Annotated in this window: 22 protein-coding genes; 4 read left to right on the top strand and 18 right to left on the bottom strand. The window is 73.8% G+C overall.

Going from position 1 to position 23,492, the window contains the following annotated elements:
- Positions 1-32 precede the first annotated feature (32 nt).
- From Apa02nite_RS28260 to Apa02nite_RS28235, 6 genes are all read right to left on the bottom strand, one after another.
- Positions 33-1,346, bottom strand: coding sequence for a PD40 domain-containing protein (locus Apa02nite_RS28260; RefSeq protein WP_203827694.1), 1,314 nt, complete (start codon positions 1,344-1,346; stop codon positions 33-35).
- Between the two features lie 84 nt (positions 1,347-1,430).
- On the bottom strand, positions 1,431-3,077 hold the full coding sequence (locus Apa02nite_RS28255; RefSeq protein ID WP_203827693.1) for an FAD-binding oxidoreductase: 1,647 nt from the start codon (positions 3,075-3,077) through the stop codon (positions 1,431-1,433).
- On the bottom strand, positions 3,074-3,688 hold the full coding sequence (locus Apa02nite_RS28250) for a lysophospholipid acyltransferase family protein (protein ID WP_203827692.1): 615 nt from the start codon (positions 3,686-3,688) through the stop codon (positions 3,074-3,076). Before Apa02nite_RS28250 ends, Apa02nite_RS28255 begins: the two co-directional genes overlap by 4 nt.
- 35 nt (positions 3,689-3,723) lie before the next feature.
- Complete coding sequence (locus tag Apa02nite_RS28245; RefSeq protein WP_203827691.1) at positions 3,724-4,842, bottom strand: SDR family oxidoreductase; 1,119 nt, start codon at positions 4,840-4,842, stop codon at positions 3,724-3,726.
- Entirely contained in the window at positions 4,839-6,086 is a 1,248-nt protein-coding gene (locus Apa02nite_RS28240; protein ID WP_203827690.1) for a cytochrome P450, read from the bottom strand. Before Apa02nite_RS28240 ends, Apa02nite_RS28245 begins: the two co-directional genes overlap by 4 nt.
- A 73-nt stretch (positions 6,087-6,159) precedes the next feature.
- On the bottom strand, positions 6,160-6,759 hold the full coding sequence (locus Apa02nite_RS28235; RefSeq protein ID WP_239164626.1) for a TetR/AcrR family transcriptional regulator: 600 nt from the start codon (positions 6,757-6,759) through the stop codon (positions 6,160-6,162).
- Between the two features lie 86 nt (positions 6,760-6,845).
- Here Apa02nite_RS28235 and Apa02nite_RS28230 point away from each other — a divergent pair, with 86 nt between their 5' ends.
- Positions 6,846-7,787: an NADP-dependent oxidoreductase gene (locus tag Apa02nite_RS28230; RefSeq protein WP_203827689.1), complete on the top strand. Its 942-nt coding sequence runs from the start codon at positions 6,846-6,848 to the stop codon at positions 7,785-7,787.
- A 39-nt stretch (positions 7,788-7,826) separates the two neighbouring features.
- Here Apa02nite_RS28230 and Apa02nite_RS28225 read toward each other — a convergent pair whose 3' ends face one another.
- Positions 7,827-8,327 carry an SRPBCC domain-containing protein gene (locus tag Apa02nite_RS28225; protein WP_203827688.1) on the bottom strand — a complete coding sequence of 167 codons (501 nt, stop codon included), beginning with the start codon at positions 8,325-8,327 and terminating at the stop codon, positions 7,827-7,829.
- A 98-nt stretch (positions 8,328-8,425) separates the two neighbouring features.
- Here Apa02nite_RS28225 and Apa02nite_RS28220 point away from each other — a divergent pair, with 98 nt between their 5' ends.
- Positions 8,426-8,836 (top strand): winged helix-turn-helix transcriptional regulator, encoded by a 411-nt coding sequence (locus tag Apa02nite_RS28220; RefSeq protein ID WP_203827687.1) that lies wholly within the window; start codon positions 8,426-8,428, stop codon positions 8,834-8,836.
- Between the two features lie 7 nt (positions 8,837-8,843).
- Here Apa02nite_RS28220 and Apa02nite_RS28215 read toward each other — a convergent pair whose 3' ends face one another.
- The gene (locus Apa02nite_RS28215; protein ID WP_203827686.1) at positions 8,844-9,263 is read right to left on the bottom strand and encodes a BLUF domain-containing protein; all 420 of its coding nucleotides are present in this window, start codon (positions 9,261-9,263) and stop codon (positions 8,844-8,846) included.
- Positions 9,264-9,312: 49 nt separating this feature from the next.
- A complete protein-coding gene (locus tag Apa02nite_RS28210; RefSeq protein ID WP_239164625.1) occupies positions 9,313-9,615 on the bottom strand; it encodes a helix-turn-helix domain-containing protein in 303 nt (100 codons plus the stop codon).
- On the opposite strand from Apa02nite_RS28210, the gene Apa02nite_RS28205 reads away from it, so the two are divergent.
- Entirely contained in the window at positions 9,595-9,855 is a 261-nt protein-coding gene (locus Apa02nite_RS28205) for a sensor histidine kinase (protein WP_203827685.1), read from the top strand. The two genes, Apa02nite_RS28210 and Apa02nite_RS28205, sit on opposite strands and share 21 nt — an antisense overlap.
- On the opposite strand, the gene Apa02nite_RS28200 is transcribed toward Apa02nite_RS28205, so the two are convergent.
- Positions 9,852-10,853 (bottom strand): Lrp/AsnC family transcriptional regulator, encoded by a 1,002-nt coding sequence (locus tag Apa02nite_RS28200; protein WP_203827684.1) that lies wholly within the window; start codon positions 10,851-10,853, stop codon positions 9,852-9,854. The two genes, Apa02nite_RS28205 and Apa02nite_RS28200, sit on opposite strands and share 4 nt — an antisense overlap.
- An 84-nt stretch (positions 10,854-10,937) precedes the next feature.
- On the opposite strand from Apa02nite_RS28200, the gene Apa02nite_RS28195 reads away from it, so the two are divergent.
- Positions 10,938-11,918 carry an amidohydrolase family protein gene (locus tag Apa02nite_RS28195; protein ID WP_203827683.1) on the top strand — a complete coding sequence of 327 codons (981 nt, stop codon included), beginning with the start codon at positions 10,938-10,940 and terminating at the stop codon, positions 11,916-11,918.
- Between the two features lie 203 nt (positions 11,919-12,121).
- Here Apa02nite_RS28195 and Apa02nite_RS28190 read toward each other — a convergent pair whose 3' ends face one another.
- The 8 genes from Apa02nite_RS28190 to Apa02nite_RS28155 form a co-directional block, all read right to left on the bottom strand.
- Positions 12,122-12,874 (bottom strand): ABC transporter ATP-binding protein, encoded by a 753-nt coding sequence (locus tag Apa02nite_RS28190; protein ID WP_203827682.1) that lies wholly within the window; start codon positions 12,872-12,874, stop codon positions 12,122-12,124.
- On the bottom strand, positions 12,871-13,626 hold the full coding sequence (locus Apa02nite_RS28185; protein ID WP_203827681.1) for an ABC transporter permease: 756 nt from the start codon (positions 13,624-13,626) through the stop codon (positions 12,871-12,873). The genes Apa02nite_RS28190 and Apa02nite_RS28185 overlap by 4 nt, the downstream gene beginning before the upstream one ends.
- On the bottom strand, positions 13,623-14,417 hold the full coding sequence (locus Apa02nite_RS28180) for a class I SAM-dependent methyltransferase (RefSeq protein ID WP_203827680.1): 795 nt from the start codon (positions 14,415-14,417) through the stop codon (positions 13,623-13,625). The genes Apa02nite_RS28185 and Apa02nite_RS28180 overlap by 4 nt, the downstream gene beginning before the upstream one ends.
- A gap of 4 nt (positions 14,418-14,421) precedes the next feature.
- Positions 14,422-15,399, bottom strand: a complete 978-nt coding sequence (locus Apa02nite_RS28175; RefSeq protein ID WP_239164624.1) for an ABC transporter substrate-binding protein — start codon at positions 15,397-15,399, stop codon at positions 14,422-14,424.
- A gap of 95 nt (positions 15,400-15,494) precedes the next feature.
- Positions 15,495-17,072: a GTPase domain-containing protein gene (locus Apa02nite_RS28170; RefSeq protein WP_203827678.1), complete on the bottom strand. Its 1,578-nt coding sequence runs from the start codon at positions 17,070-17,072 to the stop codon at positions 15,495-15,497.
- Positions 17,069-20,815, bottom strand: a complete 3,747-nt coding sequence (locus tag Apa02nite_RS28165; RefSeq protein ID WP_203827677.1) for a GTPase — start codon at positions 20,813-20,815, stop codon at positions 17,069-17,071. The genes Apa02nite_RS28170 and Apa02nite_RS28165 overlap by 4 nt, the downstream gene beginning before the upstream one ends.
- Before the next feature lie 10 nt (positions 20,816-20,825).
- The gene (locus tag Apa02nite_RS28160; RefSeq protein ID WP_203827676.1) at positions 20,826-22,223 is read right to left on the bottom strand and encodes a GGDEF domain-containing protein; all 1,398 of its coding nucleotides are present in this window, start codon (positions 22,221-22,223) and stop codon (positions 20,826-20,828) included.
- Positions 22,224-22,243: 20 nt separating this feature from the next.
- A complete protein-coding gene (locus tag Apa02nite_RS28155) occupies positions 22,244-23,425 on the bottom strand; it encodes an FIST signal transduction protein (RefSeq protein WP_203827675.1) in 1,182 nt (393 codons plus the stop codon).
- Positions 23,426-23,492 lie beyond the last annotated feature (67 nt).

The raw sequence follows: 23,492 nt of genomic DNA, 5'->3' as shown, positions 1-23,492 counted from the left end.
CGGCCCGAGCCGGTCGACGATCCTCATGACGCCTACGGCGCCGGACGGCGGAGGCGCCGCCGCCAGAGGGCGAAGCCGCCGGACAGCAGCGCCGTCGCGGCCGCGAGCGCCGCGGCGGTGAGCAGGCCGCCGGCGATGCTGTCGACAGTGGTGGCCAGCGTCGCGGCCGTTCCGACCTTGCCCGCGGCCAGCACGTAGTCGGCCACATCGATGGCCTCGGTGCCGGCCGAGCTCAACTGGTGATGGCCGCTCCCCGGTGAAAGCTCCAGCAGCCGGGCGGAATCGACCTTGTCCATGCTGATCAGCTGGTACCGGCTCGGCTCGTCGTCGAACAGTGTCGTGGCGGCGTCATCGGTGGGCGCGTACGCGACAGCCACCGGCCGGCCGGAGGGCCACCAGCCGAGCACCCGCACCGCGTACGCCCCGTCGACCTGGTACCGCGGCCCCACGGCTGCCCCGGTTGTCGCCACGAGGGTCGTCACGGTCCAGCGCATCGGGTAGTCGCCGCAGGAGCAGCAGTGCTCCCCCGACACCACGAGCAGCCCCTGCCCGTCGCGGGTCCAGCTGCCCTTGCCCGCCAGCCGTGCGCCGTCCGGCAACGGGACAGCGGTGCTCCGGCCGTCGGCGACGGTGACGATGCGGACCTGACCGGAAGCCTGGTACGCCAGACGTGTGCCGTCCGGCGAGAACGCGACCGTCCAGCCGTCCAGCGCCGCGGCGTCCGGGAGTCCCGCGACCTCGGTGATCGCGCCGCTGCCGACGTCGAGCAGGTTCAGCACGGTGGCCGAAGCGTTCGCCGTTGACGGGTAGGGCCCGTCGCCGCCGGGCACGCGGCTGGTCACGGCGAGCCGGGCACCGTCCGGCGACCAGGCCTGCGCCGCGAGTTCCCGGTCCTGCCAGGCCTGCGGGTACCCCGTCCACCGGCCGGTCGCGATGTCGAGGATCCCGTCACCGGAGGCCGGGCGGCGGCCGTCCGGCGACAGCACGGCCCCGAACCCGGCGGCCCCGGCGTTGTTGACGAACACCCGGTACTCCCCCGCGTCCGCGCTGATCACCGCGCCGTACCAGCCGGAGCCGTCCGCGAACCACGTGTTGCCGCTGATCAGGACGCCAGCCGCGGCCACCGGATGTTTCGTCTCGTCGGCACTGCGGACACCCGGCGCCCCCACCGCCGCCGGCAGGTTCACCGCCCGCGCCCCCTGCACGGCCGCCGGTGTCCCGGGATGCCATCCGAAGAGACCACTGGTGAAGCCGGCGAGCGTGAGGACCACGAGCGACACCGCCAGGACCGCGCTGACGATCGATATCTGAACCGGCCAGTTCGGCCGCGTGCGCTCCGACGTCATGGGTGGCTGGTCCTCCGGTGCCGATCTCCTGGGGGAAACGTCAACCCGCGTGGGCTGATCATTATCCATCCAGGAGACGAGCGCTCACGGGACGATCTTGCCTGGGTTGAGCTGGGCCGCCGGGTCGATGCCCGCGAACAGCGCGCCGATCAGCCCCGCGCCCGCCGGCGACACATCCTCGGACAGCCACCGGGCGTGTTCGGTGCCGACCGCGTGGTGGTGGGACAGGGTGCCGCCGCCGTCGACGAACGCCTGCTGGACCGCGGACTTGACCACGTCGTAGTCGTGCAGGTCGCCGTCCTCGGCGGGCACCACCGCGAACGTGAAGTAGAGGCACGCGCCGACCGGGTCGGTGTGCGAGAGGTGGCACATCACCGAGCCGCGCGCCCCGGATGCCGCCAGGCCGGCCTGGAACGCGGTCATCACCTCGGTGTACAGGCCGGGCAGCCGGGACCACGGAGCGCCGGTCTCCGAGACGTCGGCGTGCACGCCGCGCGACAGCAGGAAGTCGCGGATGTACGGGGTGTCGAACTTCTTCCGGTCGTAGACCGCGCCGGCGCCCGCGCCGATCGGGAACCCGCCGGCCGCCTTGACCGCGGCCGCCACCAGCCGCCGGTCGCGCCGGACCGCGGCCGGGGAGCCCTCGAACCCGACCAGCCCGAGACACAACTGCGCCGGGTCCTGCCGGCGGACTTTCCGGACGTACCCATCAAGCAGTTTCTCGGCCAGGCCGGGCCCGCCGGTGCGCAGCGACAGTGAGAACGTGGTTTCCTCGGCGTCCGCGAGGCGGACGAAGGCCGGCCGGGCCTCGCCGCGGGTGATCGCCGCGGTGGCGCGCAGGCCGGCCTCCCAGCTCGGGTAGAGGTAGCCGAGCACCACCCGGCGCTGCGGCAGTGGGCGGATCCGGACAGTGGCCTCGGTGATCACGCCGAGGCGGCCCTCGCTGCCGAGGATCATCTGCAGCACCGACGGGCCGGTCGAGGTGCCCGGCAGCGGGCGGGTCCGCAGCAGGCCGTGCGGTGTCACGACGCGGACGGCGAGGACCATGGCGGCGATGTCGCCGTAGGTGTCGGACTGCATGCCGGAGGAGCGGGTGGCGATCCAGCCGCCGAGGGTGGAGTGCTTGAAGCTGTCCGGGAAGTGCCCGAGGGTCCAGCCGGCCGCGTTGAGCTGCTCCTCCAGCTCCGGGCCGAGCGCGCCGGCCTCGATCACGGCCAGGCCCGACTCGGTGTCGATCGAGGTGACCCGGTTCATCCGGTCCAGGTCGATCGAGATCACCGGGCGTTGTTCGTCGTCGGGCGGGCGCAGGCTGCCGGAGATGTTGCTGCCGCCGCCGAACGGGATGACCACCGCGTCGTGGTCGAGGGCCAGCCGCAGCACCGCGGCGGTCTCGGCCTCGTCGCCCGGGTGCACGACCAGGTCCGGGAGCCGGCCGAGACGTCCGGCGCGCAGGTCGACGAGTTCGCGCAGCGACTTGCCGGTGCCGTGCACCAGCCGCTCGACGGGGTCGTCGGACAGCCGGGTCGCCGCGGCGAGCGCGGAGGTCAGCGGTGCGGGCCGGCGCGGCGGCGGGAGGTGCAGGTCGGCGACGTCCGGCGGGGTGGCGGCCGGGATGTCGATGTCGACGCCGAGGCGGTCGAGCAGCAGCGGGCGCAGCGCCGGCTTGTCGTCGTGGTGGAACGCGGTGTCCGCGCGGCCCCAGCCCCACCACTTCATGTGTTCACGGCTCACGGTTGCTCTCCCAGGGGGCAGGCGATCAGGGCGCGGACCGCGGCGGCGACCCGGCCGGTGAACGCCTGCGCGTCCTCGGCCGGCGCCGGGGTCAGCGGTGCGCCCAGGTGCACGACGACGGGTGGGCGGCCGGGGCGCGGCCAGCGGCGACCGCGGGGCATGGCGTGATGAGTTCCGGTCACGCCGACCGGCAGGCACGGGACGCCGTGGCGCAGGCAGAGCGCAGCGGCACCCCGGCGGAAGTCGCCGAGCACACCGTCGCGGCTGCGGGTGCCCTCCGGGAACAGCAGCAGGTTCCAGCCGGCGGTCAGCAGCCGGTCGGCGTCCGCGCGGCCGCCGTGGGCGGCGCGGGGGCCGGTGGGGCGCGCGGGTCGTCGTACCGGAAAGGTGTTGAAAAGCAGCCGGACCCCGGCGGACCGCAACCGGGAGGCGTAGAAGTAGTCCGCGGCCGCGCCGACCGCGGTGCGGCGGGGTCCGCCCGGCAGTGCCTGCAGGATCAGCGGGGTGTCCAGGTGGCTGGCGTGGTTGGCGGCCACGACGACCGGCGACGGTCCGGGCGCGCCGTGCCGGCAGACCGAGATCCGCAAGGTCGCCGACAACAACGGCTTCAAGATCAAGACCCCATTGAGGGTACGGACAATCGCGCTCACCGCACGGCTGCCCGCACCGACGCCGTGGCCGAGAGCTGATCGAGGTGCCAGCCGAACACGCGCTCCAGCGTGGGCGCGTCGATCGTCCAGGACAGCAGGGCGGCGTCCGGCAGCACCGCGCGCAGGGCGCTCTGGTCGAACACCTTCTGCCCGCTCATGTACGAACGGTGGAAGTCCAGCCGCCGATCGAACTCGCGGTCGATCTGGGTGAACCCGTCGTCGCCGCCGACCAGCAGCGGCGCGGCCAGCCCGGACATCGCGAACATCAGGTCCAGCCCGGGGCGCAGCCGCATCGGCGCGGGATGGGTCAGGTGATAGGTGCCGGCCGGCGCGCCGGCGGTGCTCAGCGCGACCGCGTCCGCCGCGACCAGGTCGACCGGCACCACGTTGATCGGGCTGTCCGCCTCGGCGCGGATCCGCAGCGGGCGGCCCCGGCCCCCGGCGTCGCCGAGCAGGGTGAGCATCCGGTCGAGCTGGTGGACCCGGCGGTGGATCGTGTAGAGCCCGGTACGGCCGCCGGCCACCGCCATGGTGCGGCTGTGCCCGATCACGATGCTGGGCCGCAGCACCCGGATCGCCGGCCCGGTCGTCGCGGCGAGCAGGTGCTCGGCGGCGGTCTTGCTCTCCTCGTAGTGGTTGTTGCCCAGCCCGGCCGGGGCCGGCTCCTCGCGCAGCAGGCCGGTGCGGCGGCCGGCGACATAGGCGGTGCTGACGTAGTTGAAGACCGTGGCGCCGGCCGCGCGGGCCAGGTCGTGTGCGTGCCGGGTGCCGTCGACGTTGGTGGCGAAGAGCAGGTCGCGGTGGCGGTCCTCGTAGCGCAGGTCGGCGGCGCAGTGCCAGAACTCGTCGACCGGGCCGATCTCCGCGGGGTCGACGCCGCACCGGGCCTGGGTCAGGTCCGCCGGGACGGCCCGGCAGATCTGCTCGTCCACGTTCGTCTCTTCCCGGCCGTAGGCGCGGGCGGCCGCGGTCAGGGCGGTCGTCAGCCGCTCGGTGGCGCTGGACCGGCCCGGGCGCACCAGGCAGATCACGGTCGCGTCGGTGCGGGTCAGCAGCTCCAGGACCAGGGCGGCACCGACCAGGCCGGTCGCGCCGGTCACCACGTGGGTGGTCAAGCGAGGGCTCCACTTCTGGCCGGCATCACGCCGACGGCGTTGATGAAGTTGCCGATCACGTAGCGGGGCCCGGCCAGTTCCAGGGCCGGCATCTGCCGCACCACCTCGGCGACCAGGTGCCCGATCTGCTTGCGGGCCATCAGCGCGCCCAGGCAGAAGTGCGGCCCGCCACCGCCGAACGCGATGTGCCGATTCGGTCGCCGCCCGATGTCGAACCGCCACGGGTCGGTGAACACCGCCTCGTCCCGGTTGGCCGACTCGTAGAACAGCACCACGCTCTCCCCCGGCGCTACCTGATGCCCGCCGAGCAGCGCCGGCCGGGTCACGGTCCGGCGGAACGTCATGATCGGGGTGGCCCAGCGGACCATCTCCTCGACCGTGCCCTCCCGGTGCCGTTCCGGGTCGGCGGCGACCGCGGCCCACTGCTCCGGGGTGTCGCGCAGCGCCTTGACCCCGTGCGCGATCGCGTGCCGGGTGGTCTCGTTACCCGCGATGACCAGCAGGATGACGAACGCGGCGATCTCGTCGTCGGTCAGCCGCTCGCCGTCCACCTCGGCCTCGGCCAGCGCGCTGATCAGATCCTCGCCCGGGTGCCGCCGCCGGTCGTCGATCAGCTCGGCGGTCAGCGCGCCGAACGCGACAAGGCCGTCGCGCAGCGCCCCGATCGGGTCGGCGCCGCCGTACTCCGGGTCGCGGCAGCCGGTCATCGCGTTCGCGTGCGGCAGGATCCACGTGCGGTCCGGCTCGTCCAGGCCGAGGATCTCGCAGATCGCCCAGATCGGCAGTGGCTCGGCCACGTCGGCGACGAAGTCGAACTCTCCTTTCGCCCCGGCCGCGGCCACGATGTCGCGGGCCGCCCGGCGGATCGCACCGTCCATCTCGGTCATCCGGCGCGGCGTGAACGCCGACGACACCAGCCGGCGCAGCAGGGCGTGCTCCGGCGCGTCCATCGCGATGATCGACTGGGTGGCGCGGGCGAGTGCGGGCGGCAACGCCTCCATGGTCACCCCGCCGTGCCGGGCATCCGACGAGTACGTCTGCGGGTCCCGGCTGACCGCGACCACCTCGGCGTGCCCGACGACCGCCCAGTAGCCGCCGCCGGCCGCGCCGGGCAGCACCGGATCCTCGAGGGGCCGCTGCCGGCTGACCGGACGGTCGCGGCGCAGGATCGACAGGCTCCGGTCCCGCTCGCGCGGCGACCGGCTCCAGAACGCGCTGCTGGAGAGGTCGACCGGATCTGTCATGCGGGCATGATCAGCTGCCCCGATCGACGAATGATCAACAAATGCATGACGCGCACCACGATCGGCCGGCGGTTCACCGTGTCGCGCGCAGGCCGTCCATCAGGAGGTTCAGCAAGCGGCTCGCCCTGGCCTCGTGCTCGGGCGGCGGCGCCACGGTGAAGATGCCGATCAGACTGGCGGCGATGTCCTCGGCGGTGACGTCGGCGCGTAGTTCGCCGGTCGCGCGGCCGGCGCCGAGAATCTGGTCGATGGCCGCCAGCAGCTCGGCCCGGGTCTGCGCGTGGGCGATCTCCCCCGACTCGATCATGGTGAGCAGCGTGTCGAGCATGCCGTTCTTGGTGGCGATCCAGTCCCCGAACAGCTCCATCCAGCGGCGCAGCGCCGCCGGCGGGGCCAGCGCGGCGAGCAGCTCGCGGGCGCCGTCGGTGAGCCGCGCGACCTGATCGCGGTAAACCGCGTCGACGAGCGACTCGCGGGTGGGAAAGTGCCGGTAGAGCGTGGCGATACCCACCCCGGCCTCGCGGGCGATGGTGCGCATCGACGGCTCGGCGCCGGCCGAGGCGAACACCCGGGTCGCGACGTCGAGCAGCTGGGTGCGGTTGCGAGCCGCATCCGCCCGCGGGGTGCGGGCTTCTGGCGCAGCCTGCGGGGTGCGGGCTTCTGGCGTAGTCAAAACGGATCACGCTCCGGTTGCGTGTTACGGTGCTCTCAGCAAACGGAGCATAGTCCGTTTCTCGTGGCAGCCACCGGAGCAGACACATGAGCGTGCAAACGAGCCGAGCGGTGCAGTTCGTCGAGTCGTTCGGCGGCCCCGAGGCCCTGAGCCTCCGCGAGGTCCCCGCACCGCAGGCCGGACCGGGGCAGATCCGCGTGCGGGTCACCGCGGCCGGGCTGAATCCGATGGACTGGTTCATGGCCTCCGACGCGGACACCGCCCGCCGGTTCGGCCTGAGCCTGCCGTCCGGGTTCGGCACCGACTACGCCGGTGTCGTGGACCAGGTCGGCGACGGCGTGACGGCGTTCGCGACCGGCGAGCGGGTGTTCGGCGGCGCCCTCTCCCGCGCGGTCGCCGACCACGTGGTGATCGACGTGGCCGGGACGATCGCGGTGGGCGGCGACGCGCACCACACGCCCGACGGCGTCGACGACCGCACCGCCGCCACCCTCACCATTGCCGGGTGCACGGCCGCCGCCGCGCTCGCCGTCGTGCAACCCGGTCCGGGTGACACGCTGCTCGTCGGCGGCGCGGGCGGCGGGGTCGGCGTGTTCACCGTGCAGCTCGCCGTGCTCGCGGGGGCCCGGGTGATCGGCACCGGATCGGCGACGTCGGCCGACGCCCTGCGCGCGCTCGGGGCCGAGCCGGTCACCTACGGCGAGGGCCTCGCCGACCGGGTCCGCGCGCTGGCGCCCGGCGGCGTCACCGCGGCCGTCGACCTGCACGGCACGGACACGGTGCAGGCGGCCCGCGAGCTCGGCGTGCCGGACAAGCGCCTCACCACCATCGCCGCGCAGGTCGACGGGATCACGCCCGCGAACGGCGCCAACGCCGCGCCCGGCGCCCTCGAGGAGATCGCCCGCCTGGTCGCGACGGGCAAGCTGCGGGTGCCGATCGCCGCGACGTTCCCGGTGGAGCAGATCCGCGCCGCGGTCGAGCTGCAGGCCGGCCGGCACGTGCACGGCAAGGTCGTCGTCGACCTCTGACCCTCGCCGGCCAGCAGCGCGGCCCGGGAGGGTCGACCTCTAACTCTCGCCGCCGGGAGCGCGGCCCGGGAGCGCGGCCGAGCGCAGGGCCGGTTCGAGGCCGTTCAGCCGCAGGGTGCTCCCACCCCGCAGGTGCGCGAGGTCGGCGCTGCCGTCCCCGTCGTACCTCAGGAAGGTCACCTGCTCGGTCCAGTCCAGGCGGGTGCCGCCCGTCTCCGCCTCGAACCGGACGGTGACCAGCGAGGTCCACCGCAGGTCACCGTCGACGATCGCCTCGTAGCCGTAGACGATCCGCTCGGCGTCCGCGATGGCGAAATACCGCGAGCGGTACTCCAGCCGCTCGGGCGCGGTGTCCAGCCCGGTGAACGTGCTGTGCGCCGTCTCCCCACCGCCCACCCGAAAATCTTGATCGTACGCAGCGCCGCTGCCCGGCAGCCGGAACCACCGCCGCCGCAGCCCGGTGTCGGCGAAGGCCGAGAACACCTCCGCCGGCCGCCGGTCGAAGTGCCGCGAGATCGTGAACGTGTCGTGCCGGGTCATGCGTTTCCCTCCGCCGCAATGCTTACGATCAGTAAGAAACGCGCGGCGACCGCCGTTAATCCGGCCCGCCGTTACGCACTTCGAAGTCAGGAACGGCGATGGCGATTTCGTGGGGTGCCGACCTCGCACAGCGGGGGATCGCGCCGGACTGCGTGCAGACGATCGAGCTGGTCCGGGACGTGCTGGCGCGGGTCGGCGACAAGTGGACGCTGCTGACCATCACGGCCCTGGCATCCGGCCCGCTGCGCTTCACCGCGCTGCACCAGCAGGTCGCCGGCATCTCCCAGCGGATGCTCGGTCAGACGCTGCGCGCGCTGACCCGCGACGGGCTGGTGACCAGGACCGCGTACCCGGAAATGCCCCCGCGGGTGGAATACGCCCTGACGCCGCTCGGGCACTCCCTGGGCCAGGCCGTGGAGGGGCTCGTCGGCTGGGTCCGTGGGCACCAGGGCGACATCCTGCGCCACCGCCACGACTTCGACCGGGCCGGGCCCGATGCGAGCGGATGACCTGCGGTCAGTGGGTCAGGTGCAGTGACCGGGTGCGCTGCACGACCCGGATCGCGGATTCGCAGGTCAGGTTGTCCGGCAGGAACAGGCCACCGGGCAGCACCTCGTTCAGGACGCCGCGCACCGACGGTGACGCACTGTCGAGCAGGCCCATCGACCAGTCCGGATAGCTGCGTTCGGCGATGTCCGCGACGTGCAGAATGTTGACCTTGCAGTGCCGGGTGTCGGCGGCGATGACGGTGAAGGCGCGGGTCACCTGCTCGCGGTCGCCTTCGAGGTACTGCAGGAAATACGTACGGTTGAACAACAGCACCCCGGTCAGGTCGTCACGGGCGTTGTTGTGCCGTGCCTGCTCCTGGATGCGGAAAATCTCCCCCTCGGGCAGGGTGTTCTTCGTGCTGATGTAGATCAGCCGGATCAGGTTCACGCCGGGACCGTACTGCCGGACGGGGCGGGCCGGTGGCGAAACGGCGCCATCACGTCGTCCGGCTGCTGCCGCGGAAGGCGATCGGGGTGACGCCGGTGCGGGTGTGGAAGTACTTGCTGAAGTTGGTGGCGCTGGCGAAGCCGAGCCGGGCGGCGATCTGTGCCGCGGTGTGGTCGCTGTGCGCGAGCAGGCGCTGGGCCTCCAGGACGATGCGCCGGTCGATCAGCTCCTTGCCGCTGACACCGGCCCGCCGGTCCGGCTGACCGTGGAGCTGGGCGAGCCGGTGGCCGGGGCGGTCGTGACGTCGGTGCTGCGGCTCGTACAGGAATCGGTGGCCAACGCCCGGCGGCATGCCGCCGGCGCCCGCGAGATAACCGCGACGGTACGCACCGCGCGCGGCACGGTCCGGGTCGAGATCCACGACGACGGCCGGGCGCCCCGGGCGATCGGCCGGTACCGCGGCGGCCTCGGGCTGATCGGCATGCGCGAGCGGGTGCACCTGCTCGGCGGCCGGTTCACCGCCGGTCGCGCGCCCGGCGGCGGCTGGCAGGTCACCGCCGAGGTGCCTCTGCACCGCACCGGTGCAACCTAGGTCAGCCGTCCGCCGTCGACCCGGGTGCCGACCTGTTTGACCTGCCGCGAGGTCAGGCTGACCTCCATGGTCTCGACGCCGGGCAGCGCGCCGACCCGCTCGGTGGTGAACACGAACAGCCGGTCCAGGTCGGCGCAGTGCACCACGGCGTGCAGGTTGTCCCGCCCGGACACCGCCGCGGCGAACGCCACCTCGGGCATCGCCGCGAGGGCCCGCCCGACCGCGGTGAGCTGCGCCGGGTGCACCCGCAGCGCCAGGATCGCCCGCGCCCGGTAGCCCAGCGCGAGCGGCGCGATCTCCACGTCGAGGTAGAGCACGCCGGCGGCCAGCAGCGCCTGCATCCGGCGCGACACCCGGCCCGCGGTGAGCCCGGTCGCGGCCGCGAGGTCGACCAGGCTGGCCCGCCCGTCGGCGGCGAGCGCCGCGAGCAGCGTGTCGTCCGGGGCGCTCAGCGTCGCCGGCGGGTCCCGCACGATCGGCCGTTCGACGAACGGGCTCCCGCCGGTCGCACCGAGCGCGGTCTCCTGCTCGGGGGTCAGCACCCCGGTCAGCGCCACCCAGTAGTGCCCGCGACCGGCGACGAACTGGCGCAGCTGCACCGCGGCCTGCAGGTCCAGCACCGCGGCCGCGCGCGGCAGGCGCCGGCCGAGCAGGTCGTCGCGCTGCTCGGCGGTCCGGGAGCGCACCGCGCAGGTGACCTCGGACCCGCCGGCGGCCAGCGTCACCCAGCTGACGTCGTCGCGCCCGGCGAGGGCTTCGGCGATCGCGGTGCCGCTGCCCGGCCGGCACCGCAGCCGCACCATCCACTGGCTCTGCCCGAGCGCCCCGGGGTCGACGACGCCGACCACCCGCAGCACCCCGGCCCGGCACATCCGGCGGTAGCGGCGCGCCACGGTCAGCTCGGAGATCCCCAGCACCGCACCCACGGCGGTGAATCCGACCCGCGGATCGATCTGCAGGGCACGAATGATTCGTACGTCCTCAGGCTCCAACCGCATGGAATCCGCTATATCCGGTGCTTCCATAGTGGTGATCCTACGCCGCGGACCGTCACGGCATCGGGCTCGGCCGACGCTTGGATCATGACACTCATCGCCATCGAAGAGCACTGGATCATGCCGGAGCTGACCGCCGCACTGCGCGCCGCACCACCCGAGCGCCGCGACGAGAGCCTGGCCTTCAACGACCTGGGCGACCACCAGCAGCGCCTGCAGGATCTGGGCGCCGGCCGGCTCGCCACGATGGACGCGCAGGGCATCGACGTGGCGGTGCTCGCGCTCACCCCGCCGGGCACCCAGCCCCTCGACCCCGAGCAGGCGGTCCGGCTGAGCCGGGCCGCCAACGACCTGGCCGCCGCGGCCGTCGCCACCCACCCGACCCGGTTCCGGGCGCTGTCCACGCTGCCGATGTCCGCACCGGGCGCGGTCGTCGCCGAGCTGGAGCGCGCCGCGGGCCTGGGCCACGTCGGCACCATGGTCTACGGCCGCTCCGGTGAGCTGCTGCTCGACGATCCCGCCTACGACGACTTCTTCGCCGCGTGCGCCCGGCTCGGGCAGCCGGTGTTCCTGCATCCGCAGCTCCCGTCGGCCGCGGTGCGCGACGCGTCGTACCGTGGCTTCGGCCCGCTGACCGATCTCGGCCTGGCCACCTTCGGCTGGGGCTGGCACCTGGACGCCGCCACGGCCGCGCTGCGCCTGATCCTGCGCGGCACCTTCGACCGGCACCCGGACCTGCAGATCGTGCTCGGCCACTGGGGCGAGATGCTGCTGTTCTGGCTGGACCGCGCGGACAGCCTGTCCCGGGTCACCGGCCTGCCCCGATCAGTTTCGGACTACGTCCGGTCCCACTTCCACATCACCGCGTCCGGCATGTTCAACCCGGCGCTGCTGCACCACGCCCTGTCGGTGACCGGTCCCGACCGGCTGCTCTTCTCCACGGACTACCCGTTCCAGCACCCGGACCGCGACGCCATCACCACGTTCCTCACCCACTTCCCCTCCGACGCCGCCCGCCACGCCTTCACCTCGGGCAACGCGGCGTCGCTGTTCGGCATCGACCGCTAAACCCCTATTCGGTACGAATACGGAGCGCCCGCCCGCAGGCTACGAGCCACGTCCCGCGGTGGCCTCGCGCCACACCGCCCCACTCCCGGCTGCGGCCGCGCCCCGCGCTCACCGGCTGGTCCTGACGGCCCCTATGGCGACCGGAATACGGCCGTGAGGACCAGCCGGGGCCGCGACGCGCGCTGCCACCGCGCGGCCCCGGGTCAGTCGTGCAGCAGCAGGTCGTGCAGTTCGGCGACGTAGCCGGCGGCCTCGGCCACGTGCGCGCTGTGGCCGAACGAGCGCGGCCGCGGCAGGGCGATGTCGAGCACCTGGCGGACCCGGCCCGGGCGGGTGCTCAGCACCACCACCCGGTCGGCGAGCAGGACCGCTTCGGCGATCGAGTGGGTGACGAAGACCGTGGTGGCCGGGGCGCTCATGTGCATCGCCTGCAGCTGGGTGGCCAGTTCCTCGCGGGTGAGCGCGTCCAACGCGGAGAACGGCTCGTCCATCAGCAGCACCCGGGGCTGCTGGATCAGGGCGCGGCACAGCGCGACCCGCTGCTGCATCCCGCCGGACAGTTCGTACGGATGGCGGTGGTGAAATCCGGTCAGACCGACCGCGTCGAGCAGTTCGGCGGCCTTGACCCGGTGGTCGGCCCGGGGCAGGCGGCGGATCTCGACCGGCAGCATCACGTTGCCCAGCGCCGTGCGCCACGGCAGCAGCGCGGGCAGCTGGTGCATCAGCACCACGTCGGCGCGGGGCCGGCGCACCGGGGCACCGTCGACGGTGACCGTGCCGCTGGTCGGCGCGAGCAGCCCGGCCATCAGCCGCAGCAGGGTCGACTTGCCGCACCCGGAACGGCCGATCACGGCGACGAACTCGTGCTTGTCGACCCGCAGATCGATGTCGGACAGCGCGGTGACCTCACCGTCGCGGGTCGGGAAGGTCCGCGACACCCGGTCCAGGCCGATCATCCGGCAATCGCCCGCGCCCACGGCACAAGCAGCCGTTCCACCGCCACCACCAGGTAGAACAGCGCGGTGCTGAGCAGCGCGAGCAGCACGATCGCGGCGAACGCGAGCGGGGTGTCGAACGACATGCCGGAGAGCACCACGACCGCGCCGAGCCCGCCGCTCGGGTTGCTGATCTCCGCGACCACCGCGCCGATCACCGCGAGCGAGACCGCGACCTTCAGGCCGGTGAACACCTGCGGCAGCGCCCACGGCAGGCGGATCTTGACGTACGTCTGCCACGCCGAGGCGGACAGTGACCGGCTCAGCTCGCCGAGCTCGGACGGTGTCGAGGTGAGCCCGGCCATCGTCGCCACCACGATCGGGAACACGCAGATCAGCAGCACCAGGACGACCTTGGGGCGCGGGCCGAAGCCGAGCCACACCACCAGCAGCGGGGCGACCGCGACCTTCGGCACCGAGTTCAGCGCGACCAGCACCGGCAGGGCGGCCCGTTCCAGGGTGCGCGAGGCGGTCAGCGTGACCGCGATCAGCAGGCCGAGCAGCACGGCCAGGCCGAACCCGGTGACCGTCTCGAGCAGCGTGGCGCCGGTCTCGCACAGCAGGTAGCCGGGCTGGGCGCGGAACGCCGCCACCACGTCGGGTGGGGCGGGCAGGAACAGCGGGCGGATGCCGAACACCGCGGTGGCGCCCCACCAGATCCCGATCGCGGCGAGCGCGCCGGCGACCGGCAGCACCGGGCGGGACGCGTTCACCGGCGGCGGCCGGCCACGGCGTAGGTGAAGTGCCCGCGGATCACCAGGCGCGGATCCTCGGCCAGCGCGCTGAGCCGGTCCAGCTCCTCGTCGGTGAACCCGGCGTCACGGAACCCGGCGCGCAGCTGGGCGATGTTCGCCGCGATCAGCCGGGCGCCGGCGGTGCCGCCCGGCCAGGACGAGGCCCGGATCTCGGTGTGCACACCGGTGAGCCCGGCCGCCAGCAGCGCGGCGTGCGCGGTCGCACCCCAGCCGGGGTCACCGCCGTTGCCCGGCAGCAGCCGGCCGACCAGGGTGTCGTGGTAGCGCTCGACCAGCGCCGCCGTCTGCGGGTCCGGGGCGGCCAGCACCAGGCCGCGATACGCCGACACCCACTCCTCGATCAGCAGCGTCCCGCCCGGGGCGAGCGCGGCGACCAGCCGGGTCAGCACGTCGGCGCGGCCGGGCAGGTGGGACAGCACCAGCCGGGCGTGGATCAGGTCCCACGGCGGCTGCGGCACGTCCTCGGTGGTCAGGTCGTGGCGCAGCACCGCGTAGCCGCCGCTGGTGGACAGGTGGCGCGGGTTGAGGTCGGTGGCCAGCACCGTACCGGCCGGTCCGGTGCGCTCGGCGAGCCAGGCCGCGATGCTGCCGCCGCCGGCGCCGACCTCCAGGCAGCGCCGCCCGGTGAGGTCGTCGAGCGCGGTGAGCCGTTCGACGGTGAACGGGTCGAGCACCGCGGCGAGCAGCCGGTGCCGGCCGGCCGCGACCGGGTCGTCGTTGTCGAACGAGTAGCTGGCGCGGGCGGTCATCGGGTCAGCCCGCCGGGGCGAGGGCGAAGTCGACGGCGGTGTCCGGGGTCAGCCCCGGCGGGATCAGGCCGTTCTTCTGCAGGGTGTCGATCTCGGCGGCGACCCGCTGGCGGTCGATGACGCCGGAGGTCTTCACGTACGGCGCCATCAGGGTGATCTCGCCGACCGCGGCGGTGATGTCCGCGGCGGGCTGCGCCTTCTTCATGATCTCGGCGGCTTCCTGGGGATGCTCCATGGTGTACGCCAGGCCTTTGAGCGCGGCGTCGCGGAACCGCCGGGCCAGGTCGGGCTGGTCGCGGGTGATCGCGAGCGGGGCGATCAGCCCGTTGCCGAACAGCTCCGGCAGGTACGCGCTGTACGGCAGCACCACGGCCTTCTTGCCGCCGGCCGCCTTCTCCAGGCCCTTCGCGCCGATCAGGAACGTGCTCAGCGCGTCCACCCGGTTGCTGGCCAGCAGCGCCGGCAGCTGCGCGGGTGGCGCGTTGACCCACGTCACCCGGGCCTGGTCGACACCGGCGAGTTTCGCGTACGCCGGGAACAGCAACTGGTTGACCGAACCGGTCGCCGCGCCCAGTTTCCGGCCTTCCAGGTCCTTCGGCGTGGTGATCCCGGCGCCGGCCAGCGAGACGATCGAGACGAGGGTCTGCTGGTGGATCGCGGCGATCGCGCGGACGTCCGGGTACTCCCCCTTGCCGGCCAGGATCCAGGTGCCGGTCAGGTCGAGGTTGGCGAACTGGGCCTGCCCGGCCGCGAGGACCTTCAGGTTCTCGCCGGTGGCCGCGCCGAGCCGGATGGTGACGTCGAGCCCGGCGTCACGGAAGTAACCCTTCTCCTGCGCCACCCAGGCGAAGGCGTCCCGGCCGACCGCGCCGAACGCGGTCAGATAGGTGACCTTGTCACCGGAGGACGAGCCACCACCGGAGTCGCCGCAGCCGGTGAGCAGCAGGATGATGACCAGGAACGCGGCACAGACACGCCTCATCGGAAAGACTCCCCACCGGGGCCGACGCATTTACCGGCGACGATACCCCGGGGAGTCCACGATGGAACAGGTCTGTCCGGGTTCCGGCAGTCCGCTCAGCGCAGGCTCTCGCCCTCGGCCACGGCCTGCTGCAGCTGCCCGACGAGTTCGCGCAGGCTCGCGTCCAGGTCGACCTGGTCGGCGGTCTCGGCGACGATCTCGTCGCGGACCGCGTCGACGAACGGCTGCCAGGCGTCGCGGGCGTGCCGGGTGGCCTCGTCGACGACCTGCTGGCGCTGCTCCATCGCGGCCCGGTCCTGGCTCTGGCGCGCCTGGCCGGCGCGCCGGTCGTCGACGACCTTCGCCAGGTAGACGGCGAGCGGCAACACGGCCTCGGCAGTGCCGACGTGCCGGCCCCAGCCCTGCGCCACCGTCACCACCCGGGTCTTGCGGCCGGTGGCCGCCACGTCGTTCACCGCCTTCAACGCGCCGATCAGCATCGTCCCGACCTGCTCCAGATGCCCGGCCACAGCGCCGGACCCGGGCCCGGCCGCCCCGGGCTCCGGTTCGGCGCGCAGGGTCGCGGCCAGCGACGCGAACCCGGCCCAGGACGGCCGGGCGCGCTCACGTTCCTTGGCCTTGCGGATCGAGGCCCGCAGCCGTTGCAGGCGCACGTCGTGCTGGGTGAACCACTCGTCGAGGGTGCGCTGGATCTCGGCCTGCAGCTCGGCGGCGCCGGCGCCGGGCGCCCACGAGCGGCGCATCACCTCCTCGACCAGGCCGTCGAGCCCGGCGTGCGCGGCCCGGTCGAGGGTGTCGAGTTCGCTTTGCCAGCCGTCGCGGCGCGCGACACCGCCCGCGGCGACCTCGGCCTGGGCGGTGTAGTCGGCCAGCTGCCGGCGCAGCTCGGTCACGGTGTCGTCCAGGACCACGCTCCAGTAGCGCTGCCCGGCCGCCTGCCGCCAGCCGGGCAGCGCCGACGGCGACACCGCCGCGACGGCGTCCGTCAGCGCGTCCATGCCGTCCCAGCCGCGGAACTCGTCCCAGGTGTCGCGGTCCAGCCCGGTGTCCGGGCCGGCGCTCTGGAACGGGTCCTGCGCCACGACGAAGACCGGCACCCGCTCGTCGAGCGCGAACATCTCCCGCAACTCGCCGACCTTGCGGGCGGCCAGGTCCCGGTACGCCGCGAGGCCGTACTCCGGGTCGGCGCCGGCCTCGTCGAAGCGGGAGATGACGAACCACATCGTCCCGGCCGGCCAGCCCCGCGCGACCAGCTGCTGCAGCAGGTCACGTTCCGCGGTCGCCAGCTGCGGCGTCAGCACCGCGATGCCGACGTCGGTGAGCCCGACCGCCGCCCGGGCCCGGCGCGCGTTGTTCTGCGCCCGCATGTCGGACGCGCCGACCGCGAACCCGGGGGTGTCGCGCACCGTGCACCCGCCGACCTCGGCGTCGTTGACCTCGAACGTCTCGTGGCGCGCGCTGATCGTGAGCCAGCCGGGCACCTCACCGCCCGCGTCGACCAGCAGCCGGCGCAGCAGCGAGCTCTTGCCGGTGTCGTACGACCCGAACAGGGTCAGCACCGGCCGGTCGTGCCGCGCGAACGCGTCCCAGTCGCCGGCGTACCGCCCGGCCAGGGATCCGCCGGGCAGCCGGCCCAGCCAGTCCCGCACCGCCTCGATGTCGACCATGCTCACGTGTTCCTTCCCGGTGTGCCGATCACGGTGTCCGCCGCGGCGAGCAACGCGCCGGCCGTCGCGGACCGCGCTGCCGCCGCGTCCATCCGTTCTTTGATCGACGCGGTGCGGTCGAGGTGCCCGTCGAGCAGGGCCGCCAGCTCGGTGATCCGCGCGTCGAGGTAGCCGACCGGGCCCTCGCCCTGCTCCCCGCGCATGATCTGCTCGACGATCCGCGCGGCGGCCTCGTCGATCGCCTCGGCCGCTGCCTGCTGCTCGTGCTGGTGCTTGCCGGCGTTCTTGTGGTCGGTGACCATCGCCGCGACGTCGACGGCGGCCGCCACCGCGGCGAGCACGATCGAGGCCCGGGCCACGGTGGTGCCGCCCTTGACCGCGCCCCACGGTTTGAACTTGTGGCCGAGCTGCTTGCCGATCGCGTAGATCGCCTCACGGTTGCCCAGCGCCTTCGCCAGCGGTGCGGCGGCACCCGCGACGGTGCCGGCGCCCTCGGTCACCTCCTCGTACCAGGCGGTGCCGCGGGCCTTGAACTCGGCGGCGAACTCCGGTGCCACCTGGAACGCGGCGGCGCGCATCTCCCGCCCGATCGCCGCGATGTGGTCGCTGTGCCACTCCTGCAGCCGCTGGGCCGCGTCGGCGAGATAGCGTTCCAGATCCGCTTCGAACTGCGGTGCGGTCCACCACGACGCGACCAGGCTCTCCAGCTTCTTGGCGTCCTTGCGGTCGAGTTCGGCGACCGCGGACTTCGTCGTCACCAGGTGGCGGTCCACCATCCGGCGGGCGTCCTCGCGCAGCGACTCCTCGACGACCACGGCGTCGTCGATCGCGGCGCGCAGGGTGGCGATCACCGGTTCGGAGCGGCGCAGCTCCGTGCTGCCGTCGTCCCGTTCCTGGTCCAGGGTGTGCCGGTGCCGTTTGAGGCCGGTGACCGCGGCGTCGAAGGCGGCCGACGCGGCGGCCGCGGCCAGCTGGTCGGCGGACAGCTCGGTCAGGGTGCCGGTCAGCGCGGAGACGCCGTCCCACAGCCGGTGCTCGTCGAAGTCGCCGGGTCCGGCGGTGTCGTCCGCGCCGACCAGGCCGTACGGGTCTCCGGCCAGGCAGTGGATCCGGTCGATCCCGACGTCGACACCGCGGGCGGCGAACGCGGCCCGCAGCTCGTCGCGTTTGCGGTCCTGCAGGTGCAGGAACGCCTCCGGTGCGGTCAGCGGGTCGACGCCCAGCTCGTCGCACCGGTTGACCAGGAACACCATCCGGGCGCCCTTCGCGGCGACCAGCTCCGAGCCCCGCGACAGCTCCTCCAGGATCGCGGTGTCCCCGACCAGCAGGTTGATGTGCACGACGACGAACACCAGCGCGGCCTCGGCGATCGCCGCCAGCGCGGCGCTGTCGTGCCCGGCGTGCCCGCTCTGCAGGCCCGGGGTGTCCACCAGCGTGAAGCCGGGGAACGGGTGGTGCTGCGCGGCGGCGGTCGCCGGCGAGGCGCGGATGTCGAACGCGGTGTGCGGCGTCGCGCCGCTGTCCACCACGATCCGGCGCAGCAGCGACGACTTGCCGGAGTTGTAGTCACCGAGCACGGCCAGCGCCGGTGGTGCCGCGCCGACACGCCGGAAGGTCGCCGCGATGGCGGCCAGCTCAGGGTCGCCGTCGGCCGCGTCGTCGAGGCCGGCGCGCCATGCCTGGATGCCAGCGGCGGGCGGGGTGGTCCAGGCCGCGGCGAAGGCATCGGTCAGCCGCCGGTGGTCCTGCTCGCGGCGCGCGGCGTACCGCTCGGGCACGGCGGGGTCGAGCGGCGCCACCGGGTGATCGAGATCGGACTCGAGCCAGTCCTCGCCCAGCAGCGTGCGGGTCACCGCGGCCGGCGACTCGCCCATCCGGCGCTGTGCGCGCAGCAGCACGTCGGTCACCGGAGGCGCCGCCGTGATCGCCTCCGTGCAGGCTCGCACGCTGCCGATCAGCTGGACGGCGCGGGCGCCGTCCGTGCGCAGTGCGATCGCGGCGTTCAGCGACTCCCCGACCGCGGGCGCCAGCGCCGTCCACGCCGCGGCCCGGCTGTGCCGCACCAGGGCCTGCTCGTAGTCGGCGAACGTCTGGTCCACCGCGCGATGGCAGTCCGCGATGGCCTGCGCTCTCGCCTTGCCGGCCTGCTCGGCGGCGGTGCGGGTCATCTTGCGGCCGAAGTGCTGCTGGATCTGCCCGGCGATCCCGACCCCCGCGACGGTCGCGCCGATCACCCAGCCCACCGGGTTCCAGAACATGGCCAGCGCGGCCGGCACCGCCAGGGCGCCCACACCGACCGCGATGCCGGTGCCCCGCACCACGTCACCGGCCACGCCGCCGCCCTCCTCACCGAGGATGGTCGCCGCGTGCGAGACCGCCGGTCCGTTGTCCAGGCTCCGATGCTCGACCGCGACGGCCAGCTCCCGCTGCAGGAACGCCCGGCGATCGGCCCAGACCGCCTGCGCCGCGGCCGCGAGGGCCTCCTGATCGAAAACGGCCTCGGCGAACGCCGCCTCGTCGATCGTGGTGTGGTCGTCGAACGCGGTGCGGATCAGGTCGTCCGCGGCGGCCTTAGCCTGCCGCCGGCACTTCGCCAGGTGCGAGGCGGCCAGGTGCCGGACGAACCGGTCCAGCGCCCCGCTGACCGGCGACGTGTACGGCCGCCCGCGCGCCTGCTCGGACACGCTGACCAGCTCCGCGCTGGACGCCTCGTCGCCGGCGTCGGCCTCCGGGTAGCCGAGCATGGCGAACAGCGATTCGGCCTGGCGTTCGGCGGCGTCCGCGTCCAGCGCGATCGCGGCCGCGAGGTCCTCGAGCTCGCCGGCCCCACGATGGCAGCGGGCCCGCAGGTCCTCGCGCAGCGCGGCCAGCCGCAGTTCGGCGCCGCCCTCGGCGATCGCGGTGGCGATCAGGCGCTCCAGGGCCGGGAAGTTCGACCAGCGGTCGAGGTAGTCGATCCCGAACTGGTCGCGTTCGTGCTGGAAGTCCTGCTCGGCCGGCCCGTGGAACGGGGTGGCGGCCCGGGCGAACAGCGCCCGCCGGCTGTGGAGCGCGACGATCGGGGTGTCCGGCAACCCGATCTGCACGAGCTGGGTGCGGATGTTGTCAGTGTGCTGGCGCACCGACGCGGACAGGTTCGCGCGCCGGGCCGCGGGCACCTTCGCCGGGTGCCGCCAGCGCGGGTTGCGCACGTTGAGCACCGCCACGGCCGGCTTGCCGTGGCTGCGGATCCACGCGGCGATCTTCGCGAACTCCATCTCCTGCTGCGACTGGTTGTCGAAGCACAGCAGCACGATGTCGGCGATCTCGACCGCCTCGCGCGCCTTGGCCTCGAGGTGGTCGCGGCTCTCGGTACGGCCCCAGCCGTTGATCCCGGGGGTGTCGAACAGCCGGCAGTCGCGCCACGCAACCGGGCGCACCTCGGTGGTCCAGTCGCTGACCCCCGGCGACACGTACTCGCCGTCGAGGCGGCCGAACGCCGACAGCAGGGTGCTCTTGCCGACGCCGGTACGCCCGAAGAACGCGATGTTGAACGACCCGAGCGACTCCCCCTCCCGGTCGAGGTGCCGGCGCAGCTGCGCCGGGAACGCGCGGGTGAACGCGTCGAGCCGGGTGCCCGCGCCGGGCGGCGACGGCGCGAACGCACCGGCCAGCTCGGCGGTGACGGCCTCCAGGACGGTCAGTTCCGCACGTCCCTGCTCGACCGCCGTGTGCACGGCCTGCTCGAGCGACACCACCTCTGTCGTCACGAGCACATGTCTACACGATGGCGGCGGCCGCCTTGCGGGCCTGTTTCGTCGTGTACATCGCGGCGTCCGCGTCGCGCAGCAGCACGTCCGCGTCGCACTCGCCGGGCGCCGCGGTGCCCACCCCGACGCTGCCGCCGACCCGCACCCGCAGCGGCCCGTCCGGCATGTCCAGCACGAACGGCTCGTCGAGCACCTCGCGGACCCGATCGGCGACCGCCTGCGCGTCACCGCCCTCGCAGAGCACCACGAACTCGTCCCCGCCGAGGCGCGCGCACGTGCCCGCGTCACCCACCGCGCCGAGCAGCCGCCCGGCCACCTGGGTCAGCAGCAGGTCACCGGCCTCGTGCCCGTGCGTGTCGTTGACCGACTTGAACCCGTCCAGGTCGGCGAAGAGCACGCTCAGCGCGCGGCCGCCGGTGCGGCGGCGGTGCACCGCGGTGGTCAGCCGCTGCAGGAACAGCGACCGGTTCGGCAGCCCGGTCAGCGCGTCGGTCTCGGCCTGCTCGCGCATCCGCTGGAACAGCAGCGCCTTCTCCAGCGCCAGCCCGCCGACCTCGGCCAGGTGCTCCAGGAACGTGCGGCCCAGGGTCCCGGCCGCCGGCGCTCCGGCGATCACCAGCGTGCCGAAGCTGCCCGCGTCACCGCCGAGGCCCAGCACCAGCCGGTCCAGGTAGACGGTGGTGCCGGCCCGCCCGACCGGCGTGTCACCCTGATGGACCGCGGCGCCGGTGACCGGCACGTGCGTCACCACCGCTTCGGCGAGCCGCTGCGCGGCCTCACCGACATCCTCGATCCGGGCCAGGTCCGCGGTCACCTCATGCAGCTGCTGGCTGCGGCGCAACTGCTCCTGGGTACGACGATGAAGGCGCCCGTTGTCCACCGCGAGCGAGATCCGGCTGACCACCGCGGCCAGTTCTTGCAGGTCGGCGTTGTCGAAAGCGATGTCGGCGCGACGGGCCAGCAGCAGGTGACCGGGGCTCTCGTCGCGCACCGTCAGCAGCCCGCAGGTCAGGTGCCGGGGCTGGTAGGCCGCCAGCCACCCGGGCACCTCGAAGTCGGCGACCGGCCCGGCCACCACCGGCGACTCGGTGCTGGGCAGCCGGGCGCCGCGCACCGGGGTGCGGTTCGCGTCCGGGGTGTCACCGAGCCCCCACGAGGCGACCAGGCGCCCCTCCCCGGTGAACACGGCGGCGATGTCCGCGCCGAACAGCTCGGCCACCTCGCACACCGCGCGGTCGAACACCTCGGCCACGTCGACGACCTGCCCGAGCGCGTTCACCAGCTGGGACAGCCGGGTGGCGCGGGCCAGTGCCCGTACCGAAGCGACTCTCTCCTCGACCAGCGCGGCCCGCAAGCGGACCAGCTCACCGGAAAGTTCCTCGGCCGGGGCGGCCGGAATCGTCTGCATCGTCGTCTCCGTCATCGGTCTCAGAGGGCCAGGGTGACCACGGTCGCGTTGTGGAAGCCGGTAGATCCGGTGACCCGGGCGAACTCGCCGTAGGTGAAAAAACCCGCGATCGGCGCCCCGCCCGTGCCGGCCTGCACCGCGACCGCCTCGGCCTCGATGTGCTCGCCGAGCGGATGCACCCGGCCCGCGCAGCTGAACACCAGCGCACCGCGCGCCGGGCGGCCGAGCTGCGCGGCGGCGTCGGCACCGCTGCGCGCGGCGGCGTCGAGCAGATCACCGTGGTCACCGGCCATCACCTGCACCACCGACTGCTCGGTGACGTGCCCGAACATGGCCAGCCCGCCGTCCGGGGTGCGGTCGAGGATGTGCCGGCCGGCGAACCGGCCCAGCGCGTCGGCCAGGCCCAGCGGGTGACCGAGCGCAGCCCGGGCGAACGGCCGGTCCCACAGGCCCTCGCGCACCCCCGGCGGCAGGTCGGTGCCGCGCTGCGACAGGTAGACCTCGACGGCGGGCCGCCCGTCCAGCTCGTGGATGATGTTGCGCTTGGCCCGGGTGACGATCATCGGGTCGCCGATCGCGTGCCAGCCGTGCTCGACGCCGATGCCCAGCGGCCGCGGCGAGTTGATCCAGACCGCGATCAGGCCGTTGGTGGCGACGCGGCCCTCGGCGTACTGGAAGGTCTGTGTCATCGAGAGGTTCTCGGCGGCCGCCCCGCCGATGATCGGGACGGTCGCGCCGGCCACCGTGTAGGCGCCGCGGACCACGGCCCGCTGGTCCCCGGCGAACCCGTCGGAGAGCATCAGCAGCACCGGGTGCCCGGCGTCGGGACCGGCCCGGTCGCGGGCCGTGGCGGTGACCGCCTGCGCGGCGCCGAGCACGTCCCGGCCGATCTCGTCGTGCAGCGCGATCCCGAAGCTCAGCCCGCCGGCCGGCAGGTGCACGGCGACCGCGCCCCGCTGCAGGTTCGCGGTGGAGGTGAAGCTGCGGAACGAGGTGCAGCCGACGACCTGCGCGTCCCCGGCGGCCCGCTGGGCGGCGGCGAAGAACTGGTGCGGGTCGTAGTCGATCGTCGGGAACACCAGGACCAGGTCGGCGGCGGTGGGTGTGCGGCCGCCGAGGGCTTCCTGGACGGCTGCCGTGGCGGCCTCGCCGGCGTCGGCGGCCTGGCTGCTGCCGTGCCCGAGCTGGTCGCTGCCGTGCATGTCCGCCCTGCCTCCCGATTCGTGGTCCGCTTCGCCCTGTCGGCGCTTCTCCTTATCGGCGGGGAAG

Origin of the sequence: Actinoplanes palleronii (assembly GCF_016862315.1) — a bacterium.
Taxonomy (GTDB): Bacteria; Actinomycetota; Actinomycetes; order Mycobacteriales; family Micromonosporaceae; genus Actinoplanes; species Actinoplanes palleronii.
Note: the sequence above shows the minus strand (reverse complement) of the source record. Positions and strands in the feature narration are given on the sequence as shown.